The organism is Hydrogenovibrio sp. 3SP14C1 (genome assembly GCF_029625905.1).
GTDB lineage: Bacteria > Pseudomonadota > Gammaproteobacteria > Thiomicrospirales > Thiomicrospiraceae > Hydrogenovibrio.
The window spans coordinates 1-15,109 of the sequence record NZ_JARTLM010000006.1; the positions used below are offsets into that span (position 1 = coordinate 1).

Sequence of the window (15,109 nt, forward strand, 5' to 3'; positions counted from 1 at the left end):
TTGGGGAACTGAAAAGGTAGCTCATTAGCTAACCTTTTTCTATTCCTAGGTGTTGCACTTGCTTGTTGAATCTATGACTTATAAAAAAGGCCGCTTTTGCGGCCTTTTTTTATTGCGGAAATTCACTTTAACAGTATGGCCACGCTGCTCGACATTGAGCATTTCCTTTGGTCGGTTTAGAAGGCGTGTAACTTGATTTTGTGTACCGGCTACAGTTTTTAAGTTGTGCTTTATAGCGCACAGACTGTTTGGTTACTTTGTAAGCAACTTTCTTAAGCCAAGGTTTTTTCAAGTAGGTTTTACGGGAATATCCACCTTGCCCTTCGTGATACGCTAGATAAAGGCTATAAGTATCATGTCGAGAGATACCGTTGCGTTTGTGAGACTGATAGTTATACCAACCAATGAAGTCCATAGTGTCGTCAATATTGTTCCGTCTTGCTGACCAGTTTCCAGTCGATTTTTGGTAATCATACCAAGCCGGATCTTGCGCTTGACTGTACCCATAAGCAGAAGATCGTCTAGGCAAAGGAATCATGCCTAATGCATATTCTCTTGCAGGTTGAGCGTCATGCGTAAAACGTGATTCCTGATGAACAAACGCCATTAAGATATAAGCAGGGGTTCCCCATTTTTCTTCCGCGTCCTGAGCCGCTTCTTGCCAGTCTGAATCATGGTCAAAGACTGAACAAATATTATTATAAGACGACTTAGGCGGGTTACTTGAACAGCTAGCCAACAACAAAGCGCTTAGCGAGATCATAATGAGGGTAGAAAATTGTTTTAACATATGGCTTTTTTACTCTATATAGCAAAATGAATAACGGGCGATGACATTTTTTTGCTGATTAAGTACTTCAACATGCCACTGTCCTTTCCAAGCACTGGTTAATCGTTTGCTCGACCAAGTACGATAAAGAGGGCTTGTTATTTTTAATGGCACTGTTGCCATCACTCGGTTCTGATAAATCCAACGATGATAAATAGTCAGATCTTTTGCATTGGCAATCTGGGTGAAAAAATAAAGTTTGCGGATATATTTTGGAACCACATTAGACATTGTCGTAGTCGGTTGGTGGTTTTTAATTTCAGACGTAAATTGTGCAGCTTTAATGACTATGCCACTGTCTAGAATTTTTGCCAATGGCTGCTGTTGCGCAGTTTTAGCAGCTTGTTTTTCTTGTTGGCTCGCCGCTAAGTCAGTGCGTTGCTGTTCGGATAAAAGCGTTAAGCTATCTGTTTCCGGTTTTGATTGAGTCGATTCTTCTTTAGTAGATAATAATTGGTTTTCTGGGGGGATCGACTCTTTGTCGAGTTTTAAAGGTTTGCTCGGCTTAACATCTTCAACAGGCATTTCAGGATCAATTAAACTCAAAGATTCATCAATGAAGACGATTTTATCAGAGGGTGTTTCAGGCAGTTTTGGCAAGGCTTCTTTAGGTGAAGTCGATGCTTTTAACGAAACAGGTTTTGATTCTTGTGAGGGTGTCTTGTCTGTTTGAAACAGGCTTTGATCAATACGGTGTTGTTGCTCTGTTTTATTGTCATTGATGTTGCTGATCATTAAGGACGCGGTACCTATCCCAGCAAGCATCATCATTAGAAACCATGCAAAACGGTTTCGCCAAGGTGGCTTTGCTTCCATCTCGTTGGATGCGGCTACCTCTTCATGAAGTTGGCCCCAGCCTTGTTGAAAATACTTTCGCATTTCTGAATCACGTTTAATCGAGCTTGGCATATACGACAACGGTTTCCCGTCCATCGCCATGCGATAGCCTTTTTTAAAAGCATAATGATGATTTGCATTGGCTGTTTCAGGCGTATTCATGGATGTTTTAACCGTTGTTAGATTGGTCAAATAAAGCCTCTGAAAATTCATTGGCATCAAAAGGACGAAGGTCATCAATTGCTTCCCCAACACCAATAAACCGCACAGGGATGCCCATATTTTCAGCAAGTGCGAAAATAATGCCTCCTTTTGCAGTTCCATCTAGTTTGGTGAGCGTCAGTCCGGTAACTTCCACCGCTTCATAAAATTGTTGCGCTTGGCTCAAAGCATTTTGTCCTGTTCCAGCATCTAACACCAGCATGACTTCATGAGGTGCAGTGTCATCGACTTTCTGGATAACGCGTTTGACTTTTTTGAGTTCTTCCATCAGGTTGGATTGTGTATGAAGTCTGCCTGCTGTGTCGGCGATTAGGACATCAATGTTTTTAGCCGTGGCCGATTGAATGGCATCAAAAATCACCGCAGCAGAATCCGCTCCGGTTTTCTGAGCAATTACAGGGACTTGGTTACGTTCTCCCCAGGTTTGGAGTTGTTCAACTGCCGCTGCTCGGAAGGTATCGCCAGCAGCCAGCATCACCGACTTACCTTCATTTTGAAATTTTTTCGCCAGTTTTCCGATGGTGGTTGTTTTCCCGACCCCATTGACCCCGACCATTAAGATGACAAAAGGTTTTTTATTTTCAGGTAAAACCAGAGGCTGTGTTACCGGTTCCAGTATGGTTTCAAGCTGCTGTTTCAATGCTTGAACCAACTTTTCGGGTTCCTTTAATTCTTTACGGGATACTTGTTCGGTGAGGCTCTTGATAATTTTATCAGTCGCTTCAACACCGACGTCTGCGGTTAATAGAATCATTTCCAATTCATCCAGCAAGTCATCATCGATTTCCTTCCGACCCATTACCAAGGTCGCAAGGCTTTCGGTAAATCCGCTACGCGTTTTGCTTAAACTGTTTTTTAAGCGCGTGAAAAATCCAGGCCTGATGGTTTTTTCTGCCCGCTCGCTGGTATCTGGCGTGTCAGTCGTAGCAGCTTCTTCGGGTAATGGTACCGTTTCCACTGTATGTTCAGTGAGGCTCTCGTCATGGACGTCTTTTTGCGTCTCTGGTTCAACGGGTTTATCTTTGCGTTTTAAAAAACTAAACATGTGTCTTCCTGTTTTCAAGTTTCGTTCATACTTGAATGATTTATTTCGGTTATTATAAATGAAATTACGGTTATTTTAGGAGATTCAATGATGATGCGAATCGGTTTATTTGGACTGATTTTAATTTTTGCTTATCCCGTGCAGGCAACTGTTTCAATGTTTAAGTTGGATAACGGGATGAACGTTTTGGTCAAAGAAGATCATCGTGCCCCTGTCGCGGTGCAACAAGTTTGGTATAAAGTGGGCTCCAATTATGAACATGGAGGCATTTCAGGGCTTTCTCATATGCTTGAGCATATGATGTTCAAAGGAACGAAAACGCTTGCACCGGGAGAGTTTTCAAAAATCGTTTCTAAATTGGGCGGACAGGATAATGCCTTCACGTCTTCAGACTACACCGCTTATTATCAAGTGGTTGGTAAGCAGCATTTAGAAAAAGTGATGTCATTGGAAGCCGATCGAATGCGAAATGTCGTGATAACCGATGCAGAATTTCAGAAAGAAAGGGATGTGGTTACCGAAGAACGCCGTTGGCGAGTAGAGGATCAGCCTGAATCAAAATTGTATGAACTGTTTAAAGCCACCGCTTTCGTCAACAGCCCACAACATCACCCAGTGATTGGTTGGATGACCGATATTCGGCATTGGACAGTGGAGGATGTTCGTCATTGGTATCAAAAATGGTATGCGCCGAATAATGCAACCCTGGTTGTTGTTGGAGATGTGGATCCACAACAGGTTTATCAATGGGCTAAGAAATACTATGGAGCTCATCAAGCGGAACAGATTACGCCTCCAAAGCCACGTATAGAACTTGAACAGGCTGGTGAACGTCGTATTCAACTTAAGGGGCCAACGAAATCACCGAGTGTGATGATGGGGTTTCATGCTCCAACGCTTGTGACAGCCAAGACCCCAGAAGAAGTGTATGCTTTGTCCGTTTTGGGAAGTGTTTTGGACGGGGATGACAGTGCTCGATTGACTAAAAACTTGGTGCGAGGTTCAAAAATCGTGGCGGGCGCCTCAACAAGTTATGACGAGACCAGTCGCTTAGAGACGCTATTTCGTTTTGATGCAACGCCTTCGGCAGGAAAAACCTTGCAAGAGGTCGAAGCTGCATTGTGGACAGAAATTGAGAAACTGAAATCAACGCCGATATCTCAAAAAGAGTTACAACGCGTGTTGTCTCATGCCGAAGCACAGTATGTTTTTCATCAAGATTCTATTCAGACACAAGCGATGATTTTGGGGTCTTTGGTCAGTGTTGGGCTGCCTGTTGATACCTATGATAATTGGATTAAAAATCTTAGAAAAGTGACTCCTGAGCAAGTGCAAAAAGTGGCTCAAAAATATTTGAAACGGGATGCGGTGACGATTGCGACTTTATTGCCGAATGGTGAAGAAGCCAAACCCCGTTCTGGTCAAGCGATGCACGGAGGGATTCGATAATGAAACAATTAGTCATTAAATTGATGTTGCTAACGAGTGGGTTATTGCTGTCTTTGCAAGTGTCTGCGACTGTTAATATCCAAACGTGGGAAACCACTAAAGGCAGTAAAGTGCTGTATGTACACGCGCCTGAATTGCCCATGATGGATGTAGAAGTCTTGTTTGATGCGGGCTCTGCCAGAGATGGTCAAAAGTGGGGTATTGCTTCATTAACTGCAGGTTTAATTGGTACTGCAACGCCTAAGCATAACGAGAATAGTATTTCTGAAACCTTCAATAAACTCGGTGCTCAAATTGGATCCTCTGCAGGGCGTGATACTGCAAGCCTTCATTTGAGAACGCTCACCCGACCTGAAATTTTAACCCCGGCGTTAGGCTTGATGTCAGAAACGCTGAGCCAAGCGATTTTCAGACCGTCTATTTTGGCAAGAGAAAAAGCGCGATTGTTGATTGGGTTAAAACAAAAAAGTGTCCAGCCGCAAGCGATCGTATCGGATGCCATGTGGGCAAAACTATATGGAGACCATCCTTATGCTCACCCAACCGTGGGTACCATTAAGACCGTTCAAAAAATCACGCCACAGCAACTAACCGATTTCTATCATCAGTATTATGTGGCACGTAATGCACAAGTAACGATTGTCGGGGCAGTTGACCGTACTGAGGCAGAAAAAATAGCCGAACAATTAACGCGTAATTTGCCCTCTGGTCAAAAACCTGCGGCATTGCCAGAGCCTAAACCGCTCAAGCAGGCGCAGAACGTCTTGACCCGTTTTGATTCTTCACAAACATATTATGCTTTGGCTCAGTTAGGGGTTAAACGTGGGGATCCGGATTATTATGCGTTGTTTTTAGGAAATCATTTGTTAGGAGGCAGTGGGTTTGGCTCTTTATTAATGGAAGAAGTGCGCGAAAAACGTGGGCTGGTTTACGGGGTCTCGAGTGGCTTTTTTCCGATGAAAGTTGCCGGCCCCTTCCAAATTGGGTTGTCGACCAAAAATTCGACTGCTGCAGAGGCAAATAACGTCGTTAAGAAAACCTTATCTGACTTTATGAAAGACTTTTCTGATCAGAAATTAGCAGCAATTAAAAGTAATCTGATTGGTGGCTTCCCTTTGAGAATTGACAGTAATTCGAAGATTGCGGGATATATTTCAATGATCGGGTTTTATAACTTGCCTTTGAATTACTTAGAACAGTTTCCGAAAAAAATCGAATCTATCTCTAAAGCTGATATCTTAAAAGCGTGGAATAAAAAGATTCACCCTGATAAGTTGTTAACTGTCATGGTGGGGCAACCTGATTTGAAATAAGCATGGAATCTTTGTCATCAAAAACCGCCAGGCCTGGCGGTTTTTTTATGCCTATCAAAAATCCCGCAATATGATCAAGGTTGTATTATCGTGAAATATTGAAAGGCATTTTATAGAATAGGGCTTCTTTGGGACGTTTGAGAATGTTTTTTGTGACAGATAAGGACAAACAATGAATTTTTTGCATGGCATTACCTTACTGCTGATTTTTCAACTTATCGGCGAGATGACCGCAATTCTTTTCAATTTGCCGATTCCCGGGCCGGTGATCGGTATGATTCTGCTGTTTGCCATACTGTTATGGCGAGGTCGCTCCAGTGAATCGCTTGATGACGTTTCAAATGGGCTACTCAGCCACTTGTCGTTGTTGTTTGTGCCTGCAGGTGTGGGCATTATGGTGTATTTTGATCGTATTGTCAGTGAGTGGATTCCTATTGGGTTGACCTTGGTTTTTAGTACTTTGGCAACCATGATGGCCACCGCGTTTGTCATGCTATGGGCGCAAAAAAATTCTCTAAAAAGGCGGTGAGTCATGACTGAAAATCAGTTGAGTCACCTATGGGTTTATTTATCTGCCTCGCCTTTGATGGGGTTAACTATGACTTTGGTTGCTTATTCTTTGGCGATAAAACTGTATGAAAAAGGGCATAAGAATGCATTATTGCATCCAGTGGTTGTTGCCATAGCATTACTCATTCTTTTTTTATCATTGTCAGACATGTCTTACGAAGATTATTTTGAAGGCGGTCAGTTCATTCACTTTTTGTTGGGCCCTGCAACGGTTGCTTTGGCGATACCTCTTTATCGGCAATTTAGTAAATTGAAACAGAATTGGTTACCAATTAGTTTGGCTCTGTTCTCAGGGGTTGTTATTGGTGCGATCAGTTCTATTGTGATTGCTCGCGTTTCCGGCGCCAGTTTGGAAACCCTTTTATCTTTGGCCCCTAAATCGGTTACGGTACCGATTGCGATGGGGATTTCAGAAAAAATAGGAGGCTTGCCATCGTTAACCGCAGTCTTAGTGGTGGTGACTGGGATTTTAGGCGCGATTATGGGCATTAAGTTGTTCCAAATCCTAAAAATAAAAGATGACAGTGTGAAAGGCATTGCAATGGGGGTGACGGCACATGGCATCGGAACAGCGCGTTCATTTCAAGAAAGTTCCGAAATGGGCGCTTTTTCAGGCTTAGCCATGGCTTTGTCAGCTGTTTTAACGGCGCTTATCTTGCCTTACCTGGTGACGTTTTTACACTGGCTGGATGTTTTTTAAAGAAGCGCTGACAACCGAGTTAGAATTGTTTATGATGGAATTATAAACAATAATGAGAAAAGCAAGTGGTACAACAAGTCTTGAATACTGTTCTGAACGGGGTGTGGCCTGAAAAGAATGACATGATTTTCAAGCGTGGATTGATTGGAATTGTATGGTTTTGTATAGGATTGAGCATTTTTTTATCAAATGCCGCTTATGCAGATCCCCCATCCAAACTCAATGAAAGCGCGTTGGAAAAAGTAACGCTGCAATTAAAGTGGCATCATCAATTTCAATTTGCTGGCTATTACGCTGCGCAAAAAGAAGGCTATTATCAAGCCGAAGGACTGGACGTTGACATTCAACCTCGTGACCTTCATGAAAATAACATTCAACAAGTCATCGACAACAAAGCCCAATATGGGGTTAGTGATTCCATCTTGTTGTTGTATCAAGCTAAAAATGCACCGGTAGTCATTGTTGCCCCCATTTTTCAACATTCCCCGCAAGTGTTATTCACCCTAGCCTCTTCAGGCTTAGGCAGTCCTTATAAACTCAAAAATAAAAAAATCGCTTTGTATCAACAAGATACCGATGGGTTTTCGGTTTTAGCCATGTTACACGAAGCCGGTGTTTCCCCGACCATTGAACGAACGATCAAGTCTGATATGGGGATGTTGGTTCAAAATCAAGTCGATGCCTACTCTGGGTATTTGACCAATGAAGCATATGCGTTTCAAGAGAATAATATTCCAATCAATGTGATCAATCCAATTAATTACGGCGTTGATTTGTATGGCGATATGCTTTTTACCAACCAGAAAGAGCTTGCCAATCATCCTGAACGGGTTGAGAAAATGCGAAAAGCCACTTTGAAAGGGTGGCGATATGCCATGAACCATAAAGCAGAAATGGCGCGCTATATTCAGTCTCACTATAACGTGAAAAAAAGCTTTAGGCATTTAATGTATGAAGCGAATGCGATTGAAGATGCAATGTCTTTAAGTACTACGCCTATCGGAAAGCTAGATGAGGGCCGCTTACAGTTTATTGCCAATTTATTTCAAAAACACGGATTGATTGACAGCAAAGTTAACTTGAAAAAGGGGATATATCGTTCTAATGAACGGGCAATCGAATTTACACCCCCAGAAAAAAAATGGCTTAACGAACATCCTGTCGTTCATCTAGCGATTGATCGTTTTTATGCGCCCGTCGAGTTTGTGGATGAAAATGGCCGTTATTCAGGGATCGCCAAAGATATTTTTCAAGTCATTCAGCAGAAAACAGGGATTCAATTCAAACCCGCGATGCATTTGAGTTGGCCTGAGGCGACTGAATTTATGAAACAGAAAAAACTGGATGTGTTTTCTGCGGTGATTGAAACAGAGGAAAGGAAAGAATATGTTAACTTTACCAAACCTTATTTTAAATTGCCGATGGCGATTGCCACTCGTGAAAGCACGCCTTATATTGCAGATTCAAAGCAATTAAGCGGTAAAGTGATTTGTGTGGTCCGGGGTTATGCCTCTCATGCAAAATTAAAACGATTTTATCCGAATTTGTCTTTGTTGTTGGTGGACACTCCGAAAGAAGGCATAGAGGCGGTCGCCAATGGAAAGGCGTACGGGTATGTGGATAATGTTGCGGTCATCGGGCATCATATCAAAAACAGTGGGTTGGCTAACGTTAAAATATCAGGCGAAATGCCGTTTAGAGCTGATATTGCCATTGCGGTTCGTGATGACTGGCCCGAGCTGTACAGTATTATTCAAAAAGTATTGCAACAGGTTTCCTCGGAAACTTATACCGATATTTCAAATAAATGGCTGCAAGTCAGTTATCAAAAACAATATAACTGGCAGCAAATGACGATTGTGTTAACACCGTTTTTTTTATTGTTACTGGTGTTTGCATTTTTTAACCGTAAGCTTCGAAATACACAAAAAAAATTAAAAGAAACAAACAAGCAACTTTCGGTTTTATCGGTGACGGATCATTTAACGGGTGTTTATAATCGACAGTATTTAGATCAGTGTTTGGATGGTGAAGTTGAGCGAGCCAATCGCTATGATTCAACGTTCAGCATTATTATGATGGACTTGGATTATTTTAAAAAAGTGAATGATCAATACGGTCACTTAGTGGGCGATGAAGTTCTGGTTGTGAGTACACAAACGATTGAGACCATAATTCGTAAAACCGATATTTTTGGCCGCTGGGGGGGAGAGGAAATTATTTTAATTTGCCCTGAGACCTCTTTAGCACAAGCAACGCGCTTAGCCAAGAAAGTACAGAAAACGATTGAACACCAAACATTCCCAGAGAATATTTCACAAACCTTTAGTTTAGGTGTGGCGGAATATCAGAAAGGAGAAGCCATTAATGATTGTTTGAATCGTGCAGATCAAAATTTATACAAAGCCAAACAGCTTGGCCGAAACCAAGTTTGCCCAGCTCTTGAATTAGATTGAATAAAAGGAACCCGTTAAGGTTTCTTTTCGATTGAGGTACTGAGTTTTTGATAAACCCCTAAGCCGACAATCAATACCACGGCAGCGATAATCATTGAGGTTGGATATAGTAGCAAGGTAATGTCTCGACTGCCCGCTTTAAAGATAAAAATCAACCCTTCAATGCCCACCGCAATAGAGAGAATTACAATGACCTTGGTAATGGTCTGTCGGGCTTCTTTAGGGGAGCGTAGTTCTTTGTTTCGGAAAACTTCTTCTTCTACCATGTATTTAGCAACATCGATAATGGCAACCGAAATAACGATCGCACCGACAGACTGCAGCATAATCGAGACAAATTCACCACTGAGCAACTCATCATTGTCTACTTGCATGATGACCTCATAAACCGACCAGCCAATGGTGGTAAAGGCCATGCCAAATAACACTAAAGCTGCTAAGGAGTAGCTTAAGGTCATAATAAAATCAAAAAACTTTTTCACTGTGAACCAGTCTCCATTTTCTAAAAGAGGTAACAGGTGCTCTCTTTATCCTTTGTCAGTAATTGGTTTGTCAGTAAAAAGATACTCTTTCATCTGTTGATCCAACGCTTTATCTTTACGACGAACCCATTCCAGCATCATGGAAGCATGTTCTTTTTCTTCATCACGGTTGTGAATTAAGATAGATTTTAGCGCTTCATCTTGACAGGTTTCGATTCGTTGATTGTACCAATCAATGGCCTCGAACTCCTCCATGATTGACATTAATGCGCGGTGCATATCTCGTGTTTCATGTGATAGTTCGTTCACCGGTTCATGGTATCCTGACATAAACGTATTCTCCTTTTTAAGTGTTTTAATCTAAAAGTTACACGAAGCTCAATCAATCGGCGGACTGAAAGGCTTCAACAGACTTTTCCCAGGCATCGTTAACAGATTGGTAGGCATCAGAAAACCCTTGTTTAATATGATTCCAACTCTCCGCGGAACTATTTTTAAGGCTTCCATACCATTCCGCGACTTTGTTTCGCTGTCTGTGCAATGCTCTGAGACTTTTTTGTGTTTGTTCTTGGGTGGCTTTATCCATCGCATTCCAGTTTTCTCTGACGTCTTCTTCCAAGCGTTCAATGCGCGCGTCTATCTTGTCTAAAGCTTTTTTGGTCGCTTGCACAGCTTCATCTTTCTGATTGGCAGAATAAGATTTCAACGACTGCAATAATTCCTGTGATTCCTTTTTAACCTCTTTGAAAGACGTGTCATGCTCTGCTGCCAGCACTGAAGGGCTGTTTGTCATAAAACTGAATGCCATGATGCTCACTAAAGCAGATACAGCGAGGTTGCTTCTTTTGATTTTCATATTAATACCTCGTCTAGTTGATCTTGAGTGTAAGTAACGTTAGGAAAGGGGGTAAGAAATTAGAAACGATCTGTTGCAGACTTGATAGCCGCTTGTAGGCTTTTCCAGGCATCTTCAGTACCACTTTTTAGATCTTGCCAAGCATCATCACTGGCTGACTTAAGTTCTGATAATTTTGAATTGGCTTGCGCTTGGTAAGATTTGAGCGTTTCGATTTCTTTGTTGTAATCAATTTGTGCATCCGCACTTGCCTGACTGGCTTTGGCTTTTAACTGATCAATCTCAGCAGACCATTCGTCAAGTTGCGCTTGAAGTTTTTGTTGGTAGGCTTGTTTGTTACTTGTGCTCATAGTCACTCCTAAAATTTGGATGAATTGTGTGCATGTAACGTCATTCATTTAACGTCTGTATTTAAATGAACTTGGTATTACCTTACCAATTGAGTCGGTGATTTGTCAAATTAAGTATTACTGCTTAATTATATAAGCTGGGTTTACCCTGTGATAGTCAGATTTTGTCTGTTTTTTTTAAACGCAAGTAAATTGAGTCCGTTATTATATAACTATAAGATTTTATAAAAAATATACTGAAACACGATAGATGAAAAAACGAATTGAAAGAAAACCGAGTCGAAAGCAATCCAATCAAGCTGGCGGGAGTCTTCGTATTATTGGCGGCGATTTTCGGGGTCGAAAGTTACCTGTTATGAATGCAGAAGGACTCCGCCCCACCTCTGACCGTGTTCGTGAAACGCTTTTTAATTGGCTGCAGTTTGATATTTCAGGTGCGGAATGTCTAGACGTTTTTGCCGGGTCTGGCGCTTTGGGATTGGAGGCGCTTTCTCGAGGCGCGAAATCAGTCTGTTTTTTAGAGCTGAACAAAGAATCAGCTCAACAGATTCAGCAGAACTTAGACACTTTGAAAATACCCGGCTCAAAGGTCATACAAACGGATAGTTTGCAATGGTTGCAACAAACGCCGTCTAAACCGTTTGATGTGATTTTTTTAGATCCTCCTTTTCATCAAGGGTTGATGCAGCCCGTGGTGGATCTTCTTTTTCAAAAGCATTGTGTAAAAAATGACCAGGCCTGGCTGTATTTAGAGCAAGAAAAGGCGCTTGAATGGCCTAAGTTACCAAATGGTTGGTGTTGTCATCGTGAGAAAACAACATCAGAAGTTAAATATGGTTTATTTAAATTTGAAGAGAAGAGTAATTAATGGGGTGTATAAAAGTGAACAATTCTTTTTATAGCATGATTTCGTTAACAGTTGATTAAACTATGATTCTTAACGTGATGAAGTTGGTTCGTCCACCTTTTTTGGTGTTGGCAATGGTGTGTTATGTCGGTGTGGCTTATGCCTTGCCGACGTTTGACGATTTTTTTGAGCGTCAGGGCGCAGTGATGCTGATTATGAACCCAGTCACGGGAAAGATTGTTCGTGCTAACCGGGCGGCAGAAAATTTTTATGGCTATGCTCGTGAAGATTTAAAGCAAATGTCCATTCAGGACTTGAATACCTTGACGCCGAAGCAGATATCGAAAGAGTTGGCGTTAGCGCGTGAAGAAAAGCGTAATTACTTTATTTTCCGTCACCGTTTAGCAGATGGAACTACTCGCAAAGTAGCCGTTCATTCTCTGCCTTATTCCTTTGAAGGCCAGTCTCTTTTAGTTTCGACCATTCATGATCTATCCACCGGTCGTCATCAAGAAAAGGATCTGCAACATTACCAAAGGAATTTGGAAGAATTATTAGTACTCCAAGAAAAAGAACTTCAAGAAAGTCATGAGCGTCAATCCTTAATTCTTGTCTTGGCAGTTTTTGCGCAAGCTATTTTAATTTTGTTTTTGTTCTTCGATATGGTTCGTCGTAAACAGTTACAGGCTGAATTGAAACAGGTTGCAACCACCTTGACCAATATTATGGATGCCTCAACCGAAGTAGCGGTGATCGCAACGGATACTGACGGTGTGATTACACAGTTTAATTCCGGCGCGCAAAAGCTTTTGGGGTATTCCGCTGAAGAAATCGTGGGTAAGGAAACCCCTTTAAAGTTTCATCTGGAAAAAGAAGTACAAGCACGGGCTCAGAAATTATCGGAATGCCTAAAACGTCCCGTAGAGGGATTTCAAGTTTTTATTGAAAAATTAGAGAATGAAACGTCTGATGATCACAGGTGGCATTATCTCCGTAAGGATGGTGTTTCCGTTCCCGTGTTTTTAATCATCACTCCGATTCTCGATGAAAATCAACACAAAATTGGTTATTTAGGGGTGGCTCAAGACGTGTCTGAACTAGAGCGATCCCAACAAGCTTTAATTGATGCTCGAAATCAACTGTCAGCCACACTGGATACAATCCCTGATTTATTGTTTGAGGTAGATCATGACGGTTGCATACTCAACTTTCATACCGCCGATATCAGCAAGTTGTATTTAAACCCCGAACAATTTCTCGGAAAAAAAGTTAATGAAGTACTTCCTGAAAGTGTCAGCGACGTGATCTTTCAAGCGATGGCTGAGGCTAGGAGCACAGGAACGTCACACGGCCTGGAATATTCTTTGGAGATAGAAGGTAAGACACGTTATTACGAGTTTTCTGTCGCGGCGAAAACCAATTATAAAAACGAAGTAGTCTCTTTTATCTTTTTATCACGAGATGTGACGACAAGGGTGCTGCAATCTAAAGAACTGGCCGAAAAAGATGAACGCCTGAACTTGATTCTGTCTGCCAGCAAAATCGGACAATGGGATTGGGATATCAAGAATGACGTTATGCTTTGGGATGAACGTTCTTATACCATGCTGGGTTATGAGCCGGGTGCCTTTAAAGTGGATCATGATAAATGGTTATCATTATTGCACCCTGATGATCTGTATGTGTCTGAGCGTTTAAGGGCTCATCTGGATAAAGAGGAAGCCTATAGTGTGACTTACCGGTTACATTCGCCAGAGGATAATTGGGTTTGGATTGAGTCACAAGGACAAATAGTAGAGCGCGACTGGGAGGGTAACCCTCGCCGTATGGTTGGAATCCATATGGATATTACAGACCGTAAGGTGTCGGAAGATTTATTGATCAAAAACGAAGAACGCCTACGCACCATTTTTGAAATCTTACCCATCGGCGTGACTTTGACAGATAAGCATGGACAGATAGTAGAGTGTAACTCTGCGTCAGAGTCATTGTTAGGGATTTCACGTGAAGAGCACTTGGCTCGTAAGTACGATGCTGAGCAATGGAAAATTTGTCGGCCGGATGGCACGATAATGCCACCAGAAGAATATGCCAGTGTACGTTCATTAAAAAATCAAGAGACAATCAAAAACCAAATTATGCACGTTCGTCATCCGGGTGGGTGTGTTTGGTTGAGTGTGAGCGCAACGCCTTTAAATCATCCTACTTATGGGTTGGTGGTGAGCTATGTGGATATTTCTGACAAACGTGAAGCCGAAGAACGTTTGAATTTAGCGGCCAGTGTTTTTACTTATGCGCGTGAAGGTATTATGATTACCGATAGTCATGCGCGCATCGTTGATGTGAATGAGGGCTTTACTCAAATTACGGGATATGATCGAGAAGAGGTGCTGGGCAAAAATCCGAATATTTTAAACTCAGGTTGTCAATCGAAAGAGTTTTATAACTTAATGTGGAAGTCATTGTTTGAAAAAGGGCATTGGACGGGCGAAGTTTGGAATCGTAATAAAAGTGGTACTGTTTATCCTCAAATGCTTACCATCAGTACGATTAAAAATAGTGAAGGAAGTACACAAAATTATTTGGCGCTATTTACTGATATTACCTCTCAGAAAGAGCAACAAAAGCAACTTGAGCATATTGCGCATTATGATGCGTTAACTGAGTTGCCTAATCGATCCTTATTAGCCGATCGATTACAGCAAGCCATTTTTGCCTCTCAGCGACATGACTCTATGTTTGCGGTGTTATTCATTGATTTGGATGGATTTAAACAAGTGAATGATCAACATGGGCACGAAGCGGGAGATGAACTGCTGGTTGAGGTTTCAAATCGTATGAAAACGGTCTTGAGAGAAGAGGATACTCTGGCTCGCATTGGCGGGGATGAATTCGTGGTTGTGTTAGCCAACTTAGAAGACTTTAATGATTGTGAAATGATTTTAGGACGTTTGTTGGAATCTATCTCTGAACCGATTGACGTTCAAGGGGGCACGGTGGGGGTGACGGCCAGTATTGGGGTGACTTTTTACCCTAGAGATAATGTCGATGCCGAGATATTAATACGTCATGCTGATCATGCCATGTATCAAGCTAAACAGATGGGGAAAAATCAATACCGTTATTTTGAGGTTTAAATTGGGAAGGTTTGTT

Annotated in this window: 14 protein-coding genes; 7 read left to right on the top strand and 7 right to left on the bottom strand. The window is 41.8% G+C overall.

All coding sequences use genetic code 11. From position 1 onward, the window contains the following. Nucleotides 1-127 precede the first annotated feature (127 nt). Genes P8629_RS06020 through ftsY form a run of 3 tightly spaced genes read right to left on the bottom strand, consistent with a single transcriptional unit; the run spans nt 128 to nt 2,933 of the window. Entirely contained in the window at nt 128-790 is a 663-nt protein-coding gene (locus P8629_RS06020) for a transglycosylase SLT domain-containing protein (RefSeq protein ID WP_278165225.1), read from the bottom strand. 9 nt (nt 791-799) lie between these two features. Continuing rightward, complete coding sequence (locus tag P8629_RS06025; protein ID WP_278165226.1) at nt 800-1,858, bottom strand: DUF2914 domain-containing protein; 1,059 nt, start codon at nt 1,856-1,858, stop codon at nt 800-802. Continuing rightward, nucleotides 1,836-2,933, bottom strand: coding sequence for a signal recognition particle-docking protein FtsY (ftsY, locus tag P8629_RS06030; RefSeq protein WP_278165227.1), 1,098 nt, complete (start codon nt 2,931-2,933; stop codon nt 1,836-1,838). The genes P8629_RS06025 and ftsY overlap by 23 nt, the downstream gene beginning before the upstream one ends. Nucleotides 2,934-3,020: 87 nt before the next feature. Here ftsY and P8629_RS06035 point away from each other — a divergent pair, with 87 nt between their 5' ends. The 5 genes from P8629_RS06035 (at nt 3,021) to P8629_RS06055 (ending at nt 9,421) form a co-directional block, all read left to right on the top strand. After that, nucleotides 3,021-4,382, top strand: a complete 1,362-nt coding sequence (locus P8629_RS06035; protein ID WP_278165228.1) for a M16 family metallopeptidase — start codon at nt 3,021-3,023, stop codon at nt 4,380-4,382. Beyond that, entirely contained in the window at nt 4,382-5,695 is a 1,314-nt protein-coding gene (locus tag P8629_RS06040; RefSeq protein WP_278165229.1) for a M16 family metallopeptidase, read from the top strand. The genes P8629_RS06035 and P8629_RS06040 overlap by 1 nt, the downstream gene beginning before the upstream one ends. Before the next feature lie 172 nt (nt 5,696-5,867). Then, on the top strand, nt 5,868-6,224 hold the full coding sequence (locus P8629_RS06045; RefSeq protein WP_278165230.1) for a CidA/LrgA family protein: 357 nt from the start codon (nt 5,868-5,870) through the stop codon (nt 6,222-6,224). A gap of 3 nt (nt 6,225-6,227) precedes the next feature. Then, nucleotides 6,228-6,965 carry an LrgB family protein gene (locus P8629_RS06050; protein WP_278165231.1) on the top strand — a complete coding sequence of 246 codons (738 nt, stop codon included), beginning with the start codon at nt 6,228-6,230 and terminating at the stop codon, nt 6,963-6,965. Nucleotides 6,966-7,030: 65 nt separating this feature from the next. After that, nucleotides 7,031-9,421 (top strand): transporter substrate-binding domain-containing diguanylate cyclase, encoded by a 2,391-nt coding sequence (locus P8629_RS06055; protein WP_278165232.1) that lies wholly within the window; start codon nt 7,031-7,033, stop codon nt 9,419-9,421. Between the two features lie 14 nt (nt 9,422-9,435). Here P8629_RS06055 and P8629_RS06060 read toward each other — a convergent pair whose 3' ends face one another. From P8629_RS06060 to P8629_RS06075, 4 genes are read right to left on the bottom strand one after another with little or no spacing between them, the layout of a single operon-like run. Then, nucleotides 9,436-9,903 (bottom strand): hypothetical protein, encoded by a 468-nt coding sequence (locus P8629_RS06060; RefSeq protein ID WP_278165233.1) that lies wholly within the window; start codon nt 9,901-9,903, stop codon nt 9,436-9,438. Between the two features lie 45 nt (nt 9,904-9,948). Next, complete coding sequence (locus tag P8629_RS06065) at nt 9,949-10,233, bottom strand: encapsulin-associated ferritin-like protein (protein WP_278165234.1); 285 nt, start codon at nt 10,231-10,233, stop codon at nt 9,949-9,951. Nucleotides 10,234-10,285: 52 nt separating this feature from the next. Beyond that, the gene (locus P8629_RS06070; RefSeq protein ID WP_278165235.1) at nt 10,286-10,759 is read right to left on the bottom strand and encodes a hypothetical protein; all 474 of its coding nucleotides are present in this window, start codon (nt 10,757-10,759) and stop codon (nt 10,286-10,288) included. A 59-nt stretch (nt 10,760-10,818) separates the two neighbouring features. Further along, a complete protein-coding gene (locus tag P8629_RS06075; RefSeq protein ID WP_278165236.1) occupies nt 10,819-11,109 on the bottom strand; it encodes a coiled coil domain-containing protein in 291 nt (96 codons plus the stop codon). Between the two features lie 250 nt (nt 11,110-11,359). Here P8629_RS06075 and rsmD point away from each other — a divergent pair, with 250 nt between their 5' ends. Then, entirely contained in the window at nt 11,360-11,977 is a 618-nt protein-coding gene (rsmD, locus tag P8629_RS06080; protein ID WP_278165237.1) for a 16S rRNA (guanine(966)-N(2))-methyltransferase RsmD, read from the top strand. A 62-nt stretch (nt 11,978-12,039) separates the two neighbouring features. Beyond that, nucleotides 12,040-15,093, top strand: a complete 3,054-nt coding sequence (locus P8629_RS06085) for a PAS domain S-box protein (protein ID WP_278165238.1) — start codon at nt 12,040-12,042, stop codon at nt 15,091-15,093. Nucleotides 15,094-15,109 lie beyond the last annotated feature (16 nt).

Coding starts and splice junctions, on each gene's coding strand:
- P8629_RS06085 (WP_278165238.1), top strand. CDS start 12,040: ATGATTCTTAACGTGATGAAGTTGGTTCGTCCACCTTTTTTGGTGTTG.
- P8629_RS06050 (WP_278165231.1), top strand. CDS start 6,228: ATGACTGAAAATCAGTTGAGTCACCTATGGGTTTATTTATCTGCCTCG.
- ftsY (WP_278165227.1), bottom strand. CDS start 2,933: ATGTTTAGTTTTTTAAAACGCAAAGATAAACCCGTTGAACCAGAGACG.
- P8629_RS06075 (WP_278165236.1), bottom strand. CDS start 11,109: ATGAGCACAAGTAACAAACAAGCCTACCAACAAAAACTTCAAGCGCAA.
- P8629_RS06040 (WP_278165229.1), top strand. CDS start 4,382: ATGAAACAATTAGTCATTAAATTGATGTTGCTAACGAGTGGGTTATTG.
- P8629_RS06065 (WP_278165234.1), bottom strand. CDS start 10,233: ATGTCAGGATACCATGAACCGGTGAACGAACTATCACATGAAACACGA.
- P8629_RS06045 (WP_278165230.1), top strand. CDS start 5,868: ATGAATTTTTTGCATGGCATTACCTTACTGCTGATTTTTCAACTTATC.
- P8629_RS06035 (WP_278165228.1), top strand. CDS start 3,021: ATGATGATGCGAATCGGTTTATTTGGACTGATTTTAATTTTTGCTTAT.
- rsmD (WP_278165237.1), top strand. CDS start 11,360: ATGAAAAAACGAATTGAAAGAAAACCGAGTCGAAAGCAATCCAATCAA.
- P8629_RS06020 (WP_278165225.1), bottom strand. CDS start 790: ATGTTAAAACAATTTTCTACCCTCATTATGATCTCGCTAAGCGCTTTG.
- P8629_RS06070 (WP_278165235.1), bottom strand. CDS start 10,759: ATGAAAATCAAAAGAAGCAACCTCGCTGTATCTGCTTTAGTGAGCATC.